Raw genomic sequence first — 13,923 nt, 5'->3', positions numbered from 1 at the left:
GGCCAAACCATCAGCCCCGTTCGCCAACACCCGGTTCTTGCCAGCGGCGCCACGGCGCCCCGCGCAAGGGGCGGCCAAGCGCTGGCGCAGCGCACGGCATGGCGCACGGCATAGGCACTTTTTCTGTCAATCGTTAGGGAGAAAGAACAATGAAACGACTGATCTCACGCTTGTCGACGCCCGCGTCGATGCTCTTGTCCACCCTGCTGGCGAGCGGTGTTTTTGCCAGCAGCGCCCAGGCGGGCGCCATCAGCTACAGCTTCAGCAACCCCTATCAGAAGACCGAAGTCAGACAGAGCGGCACGCTGAGCTTCTTTGATAGCGCGCTCGGACACCTGACCGGCGTCAGCTTCACCTTCGGCGGCGGCCTGGACACCATGATCGCCCTGACCAACAACTCCGACCATACCGAGGAGCTCACCGCCACCTCGGTGTCCCGCCTGTTCTTCTCCAGCAACTTTGCCCCGCTGGACGCGCTGATCAACACCGGTGCTCCGCTGTTGACGCTGAGCACCTCGGTCAGCAAGGAAGTCGAAGCCAACAAGACGGTCAGCGGCAATCGTGCCCTGGAGACGCGCAGCGTCAATTGGTCGCCAGCCGCCTTGAGCGGGATCTACGAGGTGTTCAGCCGCGGCCCCGGGGAGTACTTCAATATCAGCTGCCGGTCGCGCAGCGGTTTGTATGCCGAAGGTGCGGGCGGCAACGTGACGGCAACGCAGAGTTCCTCGGGCTTCTGCGCGGCCAGCATCACCTATTACTACGACAACAAGGTGCCGGAGCCGGCGACGCTGGCACTGATCCTGACGGCCGGTGCAGGTGCCGGCGCAGGCTTGGCGCGCCGCCACCGGCGTCAGGGCTGAGGTGCCTGGCCCGGCAGATTTTTGGAGGAGAAGCAGCGCAGAAGGAGGCGGCGGCGGGCGGTGCGCAGCGAGCGCACCGCTCGCCGCCAGCACTCTCCACGCCGCGTCCAAGGCGCCTTCTCCGCAGCATGAAAAAAGCCAGCGCCCCGAGGGGACGCTGGCTCAGCCCTTCGCTGGTGCGCCGGCGCGATCAGATCAGCTCGACGCCCACCGCCGTTGCTTCACCACCGCCGATGCATAGCGAGGCCACGCCACGCTTCAGGCCGCGGTGCTTCAGGGCGCCCAGCAGCGTGACGATGATGCGGGCGCCTGAAGCGCCGATCGGGTGACCCAGGGCCACCGCACCGCCGTTGACGTTGACGATCTCGTGCGGCAGCTTGAACTCGGCCATCGCGGCCATGGTGACGGCGGCAAAGGCTTCGTTGACTTCCCACAGATCGACGCTCTTGGCGTCCCAGCCGTTCTTGGCCAGCAGCTTCTGGATCGCGCCGACCGGGGCGGTGGTGAACCATTCCGGCGCGTTGGCGTGGACAGCGGTGCCAACGATGCGCGCCACCGGCGTGACGCCCAGCTTGGCGGCGGTGCTCTCGCGCATCAGCACCAGGGCGGCGGCGCCGTCGGAGATCGAGCTGGAGGTGGCGGCGGTGATGGTGCCGTCCTTCTTGAACGCGGGCTTCAGGCCGGCGATCTTGTCCAGCTTGGCCTTGAAGGGCTGCTCGTCGCGGCTGATCACGGTATCGCCATTGCGGCCGGAGATGGTGACCGGGGCCATTTCCCAGGCAAAGCTGCCGTCTTCATTGGCGTGCTTGCTGCGCTCGGTCGAGGCGATGGCAAAGGCGTCTTGCGCTTCGCGGGTGAAGGCGTACTTGGCCACGCACTGCTCGGCGAACACGCCCATGGCCTTGCCGCGCTCGTAGGCGTCTTCCAGGCCGTCCAGCGCCATGTGGTCGTACATCTGGGCGGCGCCGTACTTGATGCCCTTGCGCGCAAACATCAGGTGCGGCGCATTGGTCATCGACTCCATGCCGCCGGCGATCAGGATGTCGGCGCTTTCGGCCTTCAGCGTGTCGTGGGCGAACATGGTGGCGCGCATGCCGGCGCCGCACATCTTGGACAGGGTCACGGCGCCGACCGACTGCGGCAGGCCGGCCTTGAGCACCGCCTGGCGTGCCGGGGCCTGGCCCTGGCCGGCCATCAGGCAGTTGCCGATGAAGGCTTCCTGGATGGCGTCGCCGGGCACGCCGGCGCGTTCGACCGCGGCCTTGATCGCGACGGCCGCGAGTTCCCAGGCCTGCAGGCCGGCGAAGTCGCCCAGCAGGCCGCCGATCGGCGTGCGGGCAGCGGAAACGATGACGATGGAGTCAGACATGGGGTGCTCCTGGTTGGGTAGGGAAAGGGTTATTGAATCGGCAGTTCGCGGTGCTCGGGCTCGGCAAGCCGCGGCGGCACAGCGCCCTGCTGGGCGTAGAAGCGCTTGTGCGCCTCGTAGGGAAAGACATCGTGGACATGGCCGGCCTGTATGCGCAGCTTGTGGCCTTGCCAGAAATCGGCATCGAGCAGATCGGCGTGGTGGCGCATGAACAGCTCGCGCACGCCGGGGTGGCCGAGCAGGAAGGGGCCGAAGGTCTCGGGGAAGACATCGCGCGGGCCGACCTTGTACCAGACCTCGCCGCTCATCTCTTCCTCTTCATTGCGCGGCGTGGGCACCTTGCGGAAGTTGCAGTCGCTCAGGTATTCGATCTCGTCGTAGTCGTAGAACACGACCTTGCCGTGGCGCGTCACACCAAAGTTCTTCCACAGCATGTCGCCGGGGAAGATATTGGCCGCGACCAGGTCCTTGATCGCATTGCCGTACTCGATCACCGCGTGCTCGAGCTGCTGCGGCGTGGCTTCCTGGATGTAGATGTTCAGCGGCACCATGCGGCGCTCGATATAGACGTGCTTCAGGATCAGGTCGTCGCCCTGCTCCTCGATCAGGCTGCCGCAGAAGGTCTTCAGCTCCTTGATCAGCTCTTCCTCGAAACGGTAGCGCGGGAAGGCGACGTTGCTGTACTCCAGCGTGTCGGCCATGCGGCCAACGCGGTCGTGCTGCTTGACCAGCAGGTACTTGCTCTGGATCAGCTCGCGCGTGGTTTCCTTCTGCGGCGGGAAGTAGTCCTTGATCAGCTTGAAGACGAAGGGGTAGCTGGGCAGATCGAACACCAGCATCACCATGCCCTTGATGCCGGGCGCGATGCGGAACTTGTCGCTGGAATGGCGCAGGTGGTAGAGGAAGTCGCGGTAGAACAGGTTCTTGCCATGCTTTTGCAGGCCGATGGCGCTGTACAGCTCGGCGCGCGGCTTCCTGGGCATCATCGAGCGCAGGAACTGAACATAGGCGCTAGGCACTTCCATGTCGACCATGAAGTAGGCCCGCGCAAAGCTGAACAGCATCAGCAGATCGTCCTCGCCGAACAGCGCCGCGTCGATATAGAGATAGCCGCGCTCGTTGTGCAGGATGGGCAACGCAAACGGCGTCTCGGTGAAGCCGTTGATGATCTTGCCGACCAGGTAGGCGCCCTTGTTGCGATAGAACAGGCTGGACAGCACCTGGATCTGGAAATTGGTGCGCCAGCGGAACAGGCCCAGTTCCTTCTGCACCGCGTTGAGCACGCTGTCGGCATCGCGGCCCAGGTCTTCGAACTCGAGCTCGAGCTGGAAGTTGTTGACGATGCGCACCATGGTCTCGCGCATGGTCTCGCGGGTCGGGTAGTAGCAGCGGTAGGTCGGCTTGGCGGCCGGCTCTTCGTTTTCGATGTACTCGGTCGAGATCGCCGGGCGCACGAAGATGAAATCGTTGTGGAAGTAGCTGTGGTGCAGGATGCGGGTGCAGACCGAGTTGAAGAAGGTCTCGGCCAGCTCCGGCTGGTGATGGTTGGTCAGGAGGCCGATGTAGTGCAGCTTGACCTGCTGCCAGACCTCCATCGGCAGGCTGCTGGCCTGATAGCGTTCGTCCAGCAGCGCAATGCCTTCTTCGACCCGCAGGTCGTAGAACTCGATCCGCTCGCGCTGGGCACGCTGCTGGCCATGCCAGTCGGCACGCTCGAAGCGCCGCTTGGCCTCGGCGCTGGTGGCGCGGAACAGCCGGTAATGGCGGTTGAAGCCCCCCAGCATCGCCTGGGCGATCTCGAAGGCACGCGAGTCGGTGAGCTTCTGGGGGAACATCGAGGCTCCAGGTCGGTGGGGTCAGGCTGCCGAGCTTAAGCGGCTTGATTCGTAGCGCGCCTTGACGGCGCTCAAGGCCTTCTGGAACGCGGCAGCCAGCTGTTCCGGCGCTGCCACGGTGATGCGCAGGTCTTCCAGCAGGCCGTTGTGCAGGCCATAGACCCAGCCATGCACCACCACCTCCTGGCCACGCGCCCAGGCGTCCTGCACCACCGTGGTCTGGCAGGCATTGCGCGCCTGCTCCAGCACATTGAGTTCACACAGCGCGTTGACGCGCTGATCAGCGGCAATACTGTCCAGCCAGTCAAGATGGTGGTTGCGCACGTCCTGCACATGGCGCAGCCAGTTGTCGACCAGGCCGGTACGCGAATCCAGCAGCGCGGCACGCACGCCGCCGCATCCCGAGTGGCCGACGACAATGATGTGCTTGACCTTCAGCGCATCGACGGCGAACTGCATCACCGACAGGCAATTGAGATCCGAGTGCACGACCACATTGGCCACATTGCGGTGCACGAACAACTCGCCCGGCAACAGGTTCACCAGTTCGTTGGCCGGCACGCGGCTGTCGGCGCAGCCAATCCACAGGTATTGCGGCGTTTGCTGCTTCAGCAGCCGCGAAAAGAACCCGGGTTCGCGCGCCTCGGTGTCGGCGGCCCATTGCTTGTTGCTGTCCAGCAGCTCTTGAAGTTCGGTGCTCATGCGGGCATTGTCCAATTGCTCAGCGACGCGAGGCTGACAGCGATGCCGCCGCAGACTTCAATCAAGGGTCTTTGAAAACGCGCAAGCGCCGCTTCGTGCACCGTCAAGGCCGCCAACGCGGCCCCGCAGGCCGGCTCCACCATCACGCGATGCGCATCGGCAAAGCGCACACAGGCCGCGGTGGCCTCGGCATCGCTGACGGTCAGGCTGATCGTCGGGTGGCTGCGCGCGCGTTCAAACGCCGCTTGCGCCACACGCCGCGCCCCCAGCGAGGTGGCGATCGAAGTGATGGCCGGCAGCGTGATCAACTCACCGGCGTTCAGGCTTTGATGCAGGCTCTCCGCGCCTAACGTCTCTACCGCAACGACCGGCACCTCGGCACGGCCATTGCGGCGCAGGCCGTCGACGATGCCGGCAAACAGCCCACCGCCACCAACGGCGGTGACGACGCAGTCGAAGTCCAGGCCCGCAGCGCAGACCTCGTCGATCAGCGTCGCATGGCCCTCCCACAGCAGCGGGTGGTCAAACGGGTGAACGTAGGCGGCACCGCGCTGCTCGGCCAGCGCGCTGGCGAACTGGTGCGCCTCGTCCCAGACGGCGCCGTGGCGCAGCACGCTGGCGCCATGGGCGGCGATCTTGTCGGCCACCGCCGCGCTGCTGGTTTCGGGCAGCACGATGGTCACCGGCAGAGCGAGCGAGCGGGCCGCAAACGCGGCGGCAAAGCCGGCATTGCCGCCCGAGGCGCAGACGATCTCACGCGCGCCATCCGCGGCGGCCTGCTGCACCAGGCGCCCGACGCCACGCAGCTTGAAGCTGCCGCAAGGCTGCAGCGCGTCCATCTTCAGCCAGACCTCGGGCTGAGGAAACAGGCCCGGCGCGGCGCGCAGCAGCGGGGTGTTCAGGTGCAGCGCTGCGGCTGCCCCCGCGGCCACTTACATCGTCTCCGCAAACAGCTCGCGGCCGATCAGCATGCGGCGGATTTCCGAGGTGCCGGCGCCGATTTCATACAGCTTGGCATCGCGCCACAGGCGGCCCAGCGGGTACTCGTTGATATAGCCGTTGCCGCCAAAGATCTGCACGCCCTCGCCGGCCATCCAGGTGGCCTTCTCGGCGCACCACAGAATCACCGAGGCGCAGTCCTTGCGTACCTGGCGCACGTGGTCACTGCCCAGCATGTCGAGGTTCTTGGCCACGGTGTAGGCAAAGCTGCGACCGGCCTGCAGCACCGTGTACATATCGGCGACCTTGCCCTGGATCAGCTGGAATTCGCCGATGCTCTGGCCGAACTGCTTGCGGTCGTGGATATAGGGGATCACGTTGTCCATCACGCTTTGCATGATGCCCAGCGGGCCGCCGGTCAGCACCGCGCGCTCATAGTCCAGGCCCGACATCAGCACCTTGGCGCCGCCGTTCACCGCACCCAGCACGTTCTCGGCCGGCACCTCGACGTTCTGGAACACCAGCTCGCCGGTGTGCGAGCCCCGCATGCCCAGCTTGTCGAGCTTCTGCGCAATGCTGAAGCCCTTCATGCCCTTCTCGATCAGGAAGGCGGTGACGCCACGGGCGCCCAGCTCGGGTTCGGTCTTGGCATAGACCACCAGGGTGTCGGCATCGGGGCCGTTGGTGATCCACATCTTGTTGCCGTTGAGCACGTAGTAGCCGCCCTTGTCCTCGGCCTTGAGCTTCATCGAGATGACGTCGGAGCCAGCGCCCGGCTCGCTCATCGCCAGCGCGCCGACATGCTCGCCGCTGATCAGCTTGGGCAGGTACTTGGCGCGTTGGGCGTCGTTGCCATTGCGCTTGATCTGGTTGACGCACAGATTGCTGTGCGCGCCGTAGGACAGACCCACCGAGGCGCTGGCACGACTGATTTCTTCCATCGCGATCATGTGGGCCAGATAGCCCATGTTCGCGCCACCGTATTCCTCGCCGACGGTGATGCCCAGCACGCCCAGATCGCCCATCTTGCGCCACAGGTCCATGGGGAACTGGTCGCTGTGGTCGATCTCGGCCGCACGCGGCGCGATCTCGGCTTGGGCGAAGTCACGCACCGCATCGCGCAGCGCGTCGATGTCTTCACCGAGTTGGAAATTCAGGCCGGGCAGATTCATGGGGTGTCTCCTGATGGAATTGCTGTCGAACGCCGGACTCGGGTCTGCCCCGCGCCCGCCGCATCGTCACCGAAGCGCGATGGTATGTCGGGCTGCCGCCAGCCGTCTCGTGTAGCGCTGGCAGGGGGAATGACGCCAATTGACGTTTACGTAAACGTCAATTGTGCCATGCAGCAATCGCCTGTGGATGCGGGCATTCCAGCAAGCGCTCCGGCAGCAGCGCGGCGTACTGCGCCTCAGGTCGCCGCTTGCAAAAGTCGCTTGACCAGCGGATGGGAGACTTTCTTCTCGGTATCGATCGCGTAGAAATGCTCCTCGACGCCCTCGCAGGGGCCAACGCGTTCGAGCTTGTAGCGCACCCCAAGCTTCTCCTGCACCAACTCGGCGGCCGGGAACACCCCCATGCCGCTGGCGCCAAAGGTGGCCAGCAGGGCGGCGTCCTCGAACTCACCGACCACCTGCGGACGCAGGCCCTGCCGCTCGAACCATTGGTCCAGCCGCGCGCGCACGCCGGCGTGCACATTGGGCAGCAGGATGGGCAGCCGCCCGAGCGAGCGCGGGAAATCGCGGCGCGCCTCCTCCAGCAAGTCGGCCGAGGCAAACCAGGCCATCGGCGAACTGCCCAGCGAATGGCTGTAAAGCTTCAGATTGGGGTTCGCCGGCGCCGGCCGGTCGGCCAGCACCACATCCAGCCGGTGCAGGGCCAGATCGCCGAGCAGATCGTCAAAGCGATCCTCGTTGCACAGCAGCCGCAGATGAGGCGCCCCCAGCACCGGGTCCAGCAACTGCCGAACCACCAGCTTGGGCAGCCCGTTGGAGATGCCAACCGCCAGGCGCAGTGTCGGCGCGCTGACGGCATCGCGCACCACCGCCGGCAGCTGCTCACCGAGCTGGAAGATGGCCTCAGCCTGGCGCAGTGCCGCCTGCCCAGCCTCCGTCAGCGCCAGACCGCGCCCGGCAGGCTTGAGCAGCGCATGGCCCAGCGCACGCTCCAGCTCGCGCACCTGGGTCGACAGTGTTTGCACCGCCAGCCCCAGCTTCTCGGCCGCCCGCGTCACCCCGCCCTCCTTGGCGACGACCCAGAAATAGTAGAGGTGGCGGTAGCTGAAGCTCAGGCTCATTTCCGTTTTTCAGAAGTTATTCAGCATCATTCTCTGCTTTTTCAGAATTGGCAGGCAACCTAAGCTTCGCCTGTCTTCGCGCCCCCTGCCATCCCGGCAGCCTGGACATGTGCGCAGACACGGACCGACAGGAGCTCATCATGGATCGCATCTACCCCCTCAACGGATCGAACAGCGCCAGCACGGCGCTGGACGCCTCGGCGCAGAAGGTGCTGCGCAACAGCTTTGCCCTGCTCTCGCTGACCCTGCTGTTCAGCGCCGGCGTGGCCGCCACCAGCGTCGCGCTGGCGCTGCCGGCGCCCGGGCTGATCCTGACGCTGGTCGGCTACTTCGGCCTGCTGTTCGCGGTGCACAAGCTGCAGCGCAGCGGCTGGGGCGTGGCCGCCGTCTTCGCCCTGACCGGCTTCATGGGCTATTCGCTCGGCCCGGTGCTCAGCCGCACGCTGGCCCTGCCCGGCGGTGCCGACACGATCGCCCTGGCGCTGGCCGCCACCGGTGTGGCGCTGCTCGGCCTGTCGGCCTACGCCATCCGCTCCAAGCGTGATTTCAGCTTCATGGGCGGCATGCTGATGGTCGGCATGATCGTTGCCATCGTGGCCGGCCTGGCCGCTGCTTTCCTGCAGATCCCGGCGCTGGGCCTGGCCGTCTCGGCGATGGTGGCCCTGCTGTCGGCCGGCCTGATCCTGATGGAGGTCAGCCGCATTGTGCACGGCGGCGAGGACAACTATCTGCTGGCCACCGTCAGTCTCTATGTCTCGGTCTTCAACCTCTTCACCAGCCTGCTCAGCCTGTTCGGCATCGGCAGCAGCGACGAGTGAGGGCCTAGATGATGCGCAGCTACCCGACCAACAGCCCGCAGGCCGCCGCCCGGCTGGTGGCCCTGGCCATGCTGATCGATGGCCACGCCAGCCGCGTCGAGATGCAGGCGCTCGAATCGTTGGGCCTGCCGCAGCGGCTCGGCATCTCGGTGGCCGAACTCAGCGAGGTCACGCAAGCGCTTTGCGAGGACTTGATGGGCATCGCCGAGACGCCCTGGACACCGTCGCGGCTCGACGCCGAGAGCCTCACGCCGCTGCTGGCCGAGATCAGCGATCCGGCACTGCGCAGCACCGTGCTGCAGGCCTGTGTCGTGATCGCCGCGGCCGACAGCCAGTTGCATGAGGCCGAGTCGCTGCTGCTGTTGACGGCACTGCAGCACTGGCAGATGTCGGCCCAGGAGGACGGGGTGTTCCACCATGCCTGATTTCAGCCTCGACACCGCGGGCGCCGGCGTCACCATCGGTTTGCTCTTCAGCCTCGTGTTCGCCGGCCTGTCCTTATTCGAGCGCCGCAACGACAACCCGCGCGACGCCGGCCTGCTGGCCTCGCTGGGTCTGGCCGGTGGGCTGGGCAGCCTTTGCCTTTACCTGAGCTTGTGATCAAGCGCTTCTGCATCTAGGAAAACATCGTGAGTCCACTGCTCGAACTCTTGAACGTCCCCTGGCTGGGCCATGCCCTGTGGCAGTGGCTCACCTTTGCCGGCGTCGTCTTCACCCTGCTGCTGCTCGATCTGGGCGTGCTGCACAAGGGCGAACGCGAGATCGGCGTGCGCGAGAGCCTGCTGCTCTCGGCCGGCTATATCAGCGCCGGGCTGCTGTTCGGCGCCTGGCTGTGGTGGCAGCTCGGCGAAGCCAGCGGCGTGGCCTATCTGACCGGCTTTGTGATCGAAAAGTCGCTGTCGATGGACAACGTCTTCGTCATCGCGCTGATCTTCGGCTACTTCGCCGTGCCGCGCGCCCTGCAGCACCGCGTGCTGTTCTGGGGCATCCTCGGCGTGATCGTTCTGCGCGGCCTGATGATTGGCCTGGGCGCTGCCTTGGTGGCCGAATTCCACTGGGTGCTCTACCTCTTCGGCGCCTTCCTGCTCGTCACCGGCGTGAAGATGCTGTGGGCCAGCGATCACGATCCCGATCTCAGCAACAACGGCGCGCTGAAACTGCTGCGCAAGCTGATGCGGGTCACGCCGACACTGCAAGGCAATGCCTTCTTCGTGCGTGCCCCGCATCCGGGCACCGGCAAGACCGTGCTGTGGGCCACACCGCTGTTCCTCTGCCTGTGCCTGGTCGAGCTGGCCGATCTGGTCTTCGCGGTTGACTCGGTGCCGGCCATCTTCGCGATCAGCACCGACCCCTACATCGTCTTCACCAGCAATATCTTCGCCATCCTGGGCCTGCGTGCGCTGTACTTCGCGCTGGCCGCGATGATCCATCGCTTCGCCTACCTGAAATATGCGCTGGCCGCGGTGCTGGTCTTCATCGGTGCCAAGATCTTCATCACCGAGCTGGTCGGCAAGATCCCGCCGGCCGTGAGCCTGGGCGTCACGCTGTCGCTGATTGCCGGCGGCGTGCTGGTCTCGCTGTGGAAGACGCGCGACGCTGCGCAAGCCAAGGCCCCCGAACTGCAGCCGCTCAAGCCATGACGCATCAGACGGCCGGCGATCGCCCCTTGCACGAGGTTTTGCGCGATGCCGCCAGCTCGCTGCGCCAGGAGCACATCAGCGTCCAGGAGCTGGCCGCCGTGCATGGCCACGCGGCCGAAGGGGCATTGCTGATCCTGCTCGCCGTGCCTTGCGTGCTGCCGGTGGCCGGCGTGGGCACCGTGCTGGGGATGGGCCTGCTGGCGCTGGCCTGGTCGATGTGGCGCGGCTCGGGCACCGCGCAGCTGCACCCACGTGTCGCCGCACTGCGCCTGCCACGCCTGTGGGCGCAACGGGTGCTGCGCCTGCTGGCCGTGATCTACGAGCAGGCCGCGCGCCTGGCACGACCCGGCAGACGTGCCCAGTTCAGTGTGTTGGGCCAACGGCTGATGGCCGCCACCGTCCTGCTGATGGCCGTCTTGATCGTTCTGCCACTGCCGCTGGGCAATGTGCTGCCCGGCCTGGCGATCTGCTGCTTCGGCCTCAGCCTGGTGCTGCGCGAAGCCTGGCTGGCCTTGGCCGGCGTCGGCATGACGATGCTCTCGCTGGGCTACTGCGCGGCACTGGTCTGGCTGGCGCAGCAACTGGGCGAATGGCTGCCGATCGGCCTTTGATCCGCCGTTCATGGGCGCCGCGCTGTCGCTCGACGCACGGCTGACGCGGCTGATTCGCAAGCCATTGGCACGGCGCGCCCAGGGGCTGCGACACTGGGACCATGCCCAGCCGCCTCAACTGTCTCCGGCCCCTGCTCACCGGCCCAGCCGCGCGGCGACTACGCACCACGCTGATGGTCGCGCTGCCGGCCTATCTGCTCTTTCTGCCGCTCTGGTTCGAACGCCCGCTGGCCCTGGCCCTGCGCGTGCTGCTGCCGGCACTGGCCGGTCTGCTGGCCTTTGAGCTCACCGAGCGCTGGCCGCGCCAGCCGCCGCGCTGGCTGGCCCGCTGGGTGCTGCAGGTTGTCGCAGTCGCGCTGAGCATCCCGATCACCGTGATGCTGTTCTACACGCTGGCCTTTCCGGCCGAGTCTGGCCCCTTCTGGCGCCATCCCCAGCGCATGGAGGCGGTGTTTGCCTTTTGCTTCCTGGGCACGCTGCTTGGCCCCTGGACGGCGATGACGGCACTGCTGCGCCGCCGCGACGCCGCCGTGCGCCTGGCCGAGCGCCAGCGCGGCGAGTTGGAACGCCAGGTGCTGGGCGCGCAGCTGCAGCTCTTGCAGGCCCAGGTCCAGCCGCATTTTCTGTTCAACACGCTGGCCAATGTGCAGGCCCTGGTCGAAGATGGATCGCCGCAGGCCGCGCCGGTGTTGGCGCAACTGATCGCCTATTTGCGGGCCGCCGTGCCGCGCTTGCACGAAACGCAGACCCGGCTGGGTCAGGAGCTGGACATGGTGCGCGCTTATCTGGCGCTGATGCAGCTGCGCATGCCTGACCGGCTGCGCTTTGAGCTCGACGTAGCCGCTGGCTGCGAACCCCTGCTCTGCCCGCCGCTGACGCTGATGACCCTGGTCGAGAATGCCATCCGCCACGGCATAGACCCCAGCCTGGACGGCGGCTTGATCGCGTTGCGCGTGCGCATACGCGAGGGCCGCTGCCAGGCCAGCGTTCGCGACAGCGGCGTCGGCCCGCGCCCGGGTAGCATGGGCTTGGGCACCGGCCTGTCGCGGCTGCGCGAACGGCTGCAAGTGCTGTTCGGCGATGACATCGCGATGCAAACCCATGTCATCCAGCCGCATGGCTTCATGGTTGAACTGGACTGGCCGGCACGCACCAAATGAGCACGCAATGACACCGACCGCCCTGATTGCCGACGATGAGCCGCTGCTGCGCGAGCGCCTGAAGCGCCAGCTGGCCAGCTGCTGGCCCGAGTTGCAGATCTGCGCGATGGCCCGCCATGGTCTGGAAGCGCTGGAGATGTTCGAGCAGCAATGCCCGGCGCTGTGCTTTCTGGATGTGCACATGCCGGGCCTGAGCGGCATCGAGCTGGCTCAGCGCATCGGCAGGCGCGCCCACATCGTCTTCGTCACCGCCTTTGACCAATACGCACTGCAGGCCTTTGAGCAGGGCGCGCTGGACTATCTTGTCAAACCGGTCGAGGTCGAGCGGTTGAGCACCACTGTGGCACGCCTGCGCGATCGGCTGGCCCAACTGACCCCGGCGCCGGCCTTGGACGAGGCGCTGTTGGCCCGGCTGCTGCTGCAGCTGCAAGCGCAGCAAGGCGGCGCCTTGGCCCCGCCGCCGGCTCCAGCTGTGGCGATTGCCCCCACCGCCGCCACCCCGCTGCGCTGGATCAAGGCCTCGGTCGGCGCGATCACCCGATTGATCCCGGTGCAAGAAATTGACTATTTGCGCTCTGACGAGCGCTACACGGTGATTGCCTGGCGCGGTGATGGCCATGGGCCTGCCGAGGCCGTGGTGCGCACGCCGCTGAAGGACTTGCTGGCCCAGCTCGACCCGGCGCAGTTCCAGCAGATCCACCGTTCCGTGGCCGTCAATCTCGATGCCGTGCGCCAGGCCGTGCGCGGTGCCAACGACACCGCCAGCCTGCATCTGAAGCACCGGCCCGAGCTCTTGCCGGTCAGTCGCAGCTATCTGCATCTGTTCCGCGCCGACTGACGCCGCACCGAGAGAAATTGGTGTCGCGCTGACCGCCGCTGGCGCGTTGCCGGCCGCGGCTCATGTGCAAGGCGCTGGTGCCGGTGAGGCGGCGTCGGCACAGTCGCTCTCCATCGCAACCCCGAGGAGAACGACGATGACCAGTACCACCCTGCCCCCCGGCAGCCTGCCCACGCCGAGCACAGCCCCAGCACCCGGCGCTGAGCTGCTGACCTCCGGACGCTGGCTCGGCGTGCTGATGCTGCTGAGCTTTGCGCTGGGCATCTTGTCAAACTTTGCCTTGCAGCCACTGGCCTGGAGCCAGGGCGGCATGCTGGCCAGCGCAGCTGCTCACGGCACGGCGCTGGGCGGCGCGGTGCTGATGGACCTGATGCTGGCGCTGATCGGCTTGACGATCAGTCTGCTGCTGCGGCAGCGCTATGGCAGCACCCAGCCGCTGCTGACGATGTTCTGCCTGGCCTTCTCGGTGGCCGAGCTGACGCTATGCCTGGTCGAAGGCAGTTCGCTGGTGGCGATGCGGACGCTCAGCGCCAGCTATCTGGCCCATCCCGCCGACGCCAGCGCCTACGCGCCGGTGGCCGCCTTGCTGAAGGCCCTGCGCAACGGCTTTCACTACTCGGGCAAGGCCTTTGGCGGCCTGGGCCTGCTGCTTTTCTTTGTGCAGCTCAGCCGCGCCCGTGCACTGCCGCTGTGGTTCGCCGGTCTGCTGCTCTCGGCGACCGCGCTACAGATCCTGACGGTAGCCTTGGGCTTCATTGGCCTGGACGCGCCGCTGCTGATGCTGGCGCCACTGGGGCTGCTCTACCCCTTCAGCGCCCTGTGGCTGCTCTGGCGCGGCCTGCCGCGCCGAGCCTGACA

General features: G+C 66.4%; 15 protein-coding genes. 9 read left to right on the top strand and 6 right to left on the bottom strand.

Going from position 1 to position 13,923, the window contains the following annotated elements; genetic code table 11:
- The first annotated feature begins 149 nt into the window (after window positions 1–149).
- Window positions 150–860: a choice-of-anchor E domain-containing protein gene (locus tag RQP53_RS10775; RefSeq protein ID WP_315650310.1), complete on the top strand. Its 711-nt coding sequence runs from the start codon at window positions 150–152 to the stop codon at window positions 858–860.
- Between the two features lie 190 nt (window positions 861–1,050).
- Here the strand turns inward: RQP53_RS10775 and RQP53_RS10770 are convergent, their stop codons facing one another.
- From RQP53_RS10770 to RQP53_RS10745, 6 genes are all read right to left on the bottom strand, one after another.
- On the bottom strand, window positions 1,051–2,229 hold the full coding sequence (locus tag RQP53_RS10770) for an acetyl-CoA C-acyltransferase (RefSeq protein WP_315650309.1): 1,179 nt from the start codon (window positions 2,227–2,229) through the stop codon (window positions 1,051–1,053).
- Window positions 2,230–2,258: 29 nt separating this feature from the next.
- Complete coding sequence (aceK, locus tag RQP53_RS10765) at window positions 2,259–4,064, bottom strand: bifunctional isocitrate dehydrogenase kinase/phosphatase (protein WP_315650308.1); 1,806 nt, start codon at window positions 4,062–4,064, stop codon at window positions 2,259–2,261.
- A gap of 21 nt (window positions 4,065–4,085) precedes the next feature.
- The gene (can, locus tag RQP53_RS10760) at window positions 4,086–4,766 is read right to left on the bottom strand and encodes a carbonate dehydratase (protein WP_315650307.1); all 681 of its coding nucleotides are present in this window, start codon (window positions 4,764–4,766) and stop codon (window positions 4,086–4,088) included.
- The gene (locus RQP53_RS10755; RefSeq protein ID WP_315650306.1) at window positions 4,763–5,698 is read right to left on the bottom strand and encodes a pyridoxal-phosphate dependent enzyme; all 936 of its coding nucleotides are present in this window, start codon (window positions 5,696–5,698) and stop codon (window positions 4,763–4,765) included. The genes can and RQP53_RS10755 overlap by 4 nt, the downstream gene beginning before the upstream one ends.
- The gene (locus tag RQP53_RS10750; protein WP_315650305.1) at window positions 5,699–6,877 is read right to left on the bottom strand and encodes an isovaleryl-CoA dehydrogenase; all 1,179 of its coding nucleotides are present in this window, start codon (window positions 6,875–6,877) and stop codon (window positions 5,699–5,701) included.
- A 236-nt stretch (window positions 6,878–7,113) separates the two neighbouring features.
- The gene (locus RQP53_RS10745; RefSeq protein ID WP_315650304.1) at window positions 7,114–7,998 is read right to left on the bottom strand and encodes a LysR family transcriptional regulator; all 885 of its coding nucleotides are present in this window, start codon (window positions 7,996–7,998) and stop codon (window positions 7,114–7,116) included.
- 140 nt (window positions 7,999–8,138) lie between these two features.
- Here RQP53_RS10745 and RQP53_RS10740 point away from each other — a divergent pair, with 140 nt between their 5' ends.
- The 8 genes from RQP53_RS10740 (at window position 8,139) to RQP53_RS10705 (ending at window position 13,921) form a co-directional block, all read left to right on the top strand.
- On the top strand, window positions 8,139–8,816 hold the full coding sequence (locus RQP53_RS10740; RefSeq protein ID WP_315650303.1) for a Bax inhibitor-1/YccA family protein: 678 nt from the start codon (window positions 8,139–8,141) through the stop codon (window positions 8,814–8,816).
- An 11-nt stretch (window positions 8,817–8,827) separates the two neighbouring features.
- Complete coding sequence (locus RQP53_RS10735) at window positions 8,828–9,241, top strand: TerB family tellurite resistance protein (RefSeq protein WP_315650302.1); 414 nt, start codon at window positions 8,828–8,830, stop codon at window positions 9,239–9,241.
- The gene (locus RQP53_RS10730) at window positions 9,234–9,416 is read left to right on the top strand and encodes a hypothetical protein (RefSeq protein WP_315650301.1); all 183 of its coding nucleotides are present in this window, start codon (window positions 9,234–9,236) and stop codon (window positions 9,414–9,416) included. The genes RQP53_RS10735 and RQP53_RS10730 overlap by 8 nt, the downstream gene beginning before the upstream one ends.
- Window positions 9,417–9,445: 29 nt before the next feature.
- The gene (locus RQP53_RS10725; protein WP_434064076.1) at window positions 9,446–10,456 is read left to right on the top strand and encodes a TerC family protein; all 1,011 of its coding nucleotides are present in this window, start codon (window positions 9,446–9,448) and stop codon (window positions 10,454–10,456) included.
- Window positions 10,453–11,067: an exopolysaccharide biosynthesis protein gene (locus tag RQP53_RS10720; RefSeq protein ID WP_315650300.1), complete on the top strand. Its 615-nt coding sequence runs from the start codon at window positions 10,453–10,455 to the stop codon at window positions 11,065–11,067. Before RQP53_RS10725 ends, RQP53_RS10720 begins: the two co-directional genes overlap by 4 nt.
- Window positions 11,068–11,168: 101 nt before the next feature.
- Window positions 11,169–12,227, top strand: coding sequence for a sensor histidine kinase (locus RQP53_RS10715; RefSeq protein ID WP_315650299.1), 1,059 nt, complete (start codon window positions 11,169–11,171; stop codon window positions 12,225–12,227).
- A 7-nt stretch (window positions 12,228–12,234) separates the two neighbouring features.
- Window positions 12,235–13,065, top strand: coding sequence for a LytR/AlgR family response regulator transcription factor (locus tag RQP53_RS10710; protein WP_315650298.1), 831 nt, complete (start codon window positions 12,235–12,237; stop codon window positions 13,063–13,065).
- A 136-nt stretch (window positions 13,066–13,201) separates the two neighbouring features.
- On the top strand, window positions 13,202–13,921 hold the full coding sequence (locus tag RQP53_RS10705; protein WP_315650297.1) for a DUF4386 family protein: 720 nt from the start codon (window positions 13,202–13,204) through the stop codon (window positions 13,919–13,921).
- Window positions 13,922–13,923 lie beyond the last annotated feature (2 nt).

The sequence above is a fragment of the Roseateles aquae genome (genome assembly GCF_032337115.1).
GTDB classification, from domain to species: Bacteria; Pseudomonadota; Gammaproteobacteria; order Burkholderiales; family Burkholderiaceae_C; genus Roseateles_C; species Roseateles_C aquae.
This window is presented reverse-complemented; position numbering and strand designations above follow the sequence as displayed.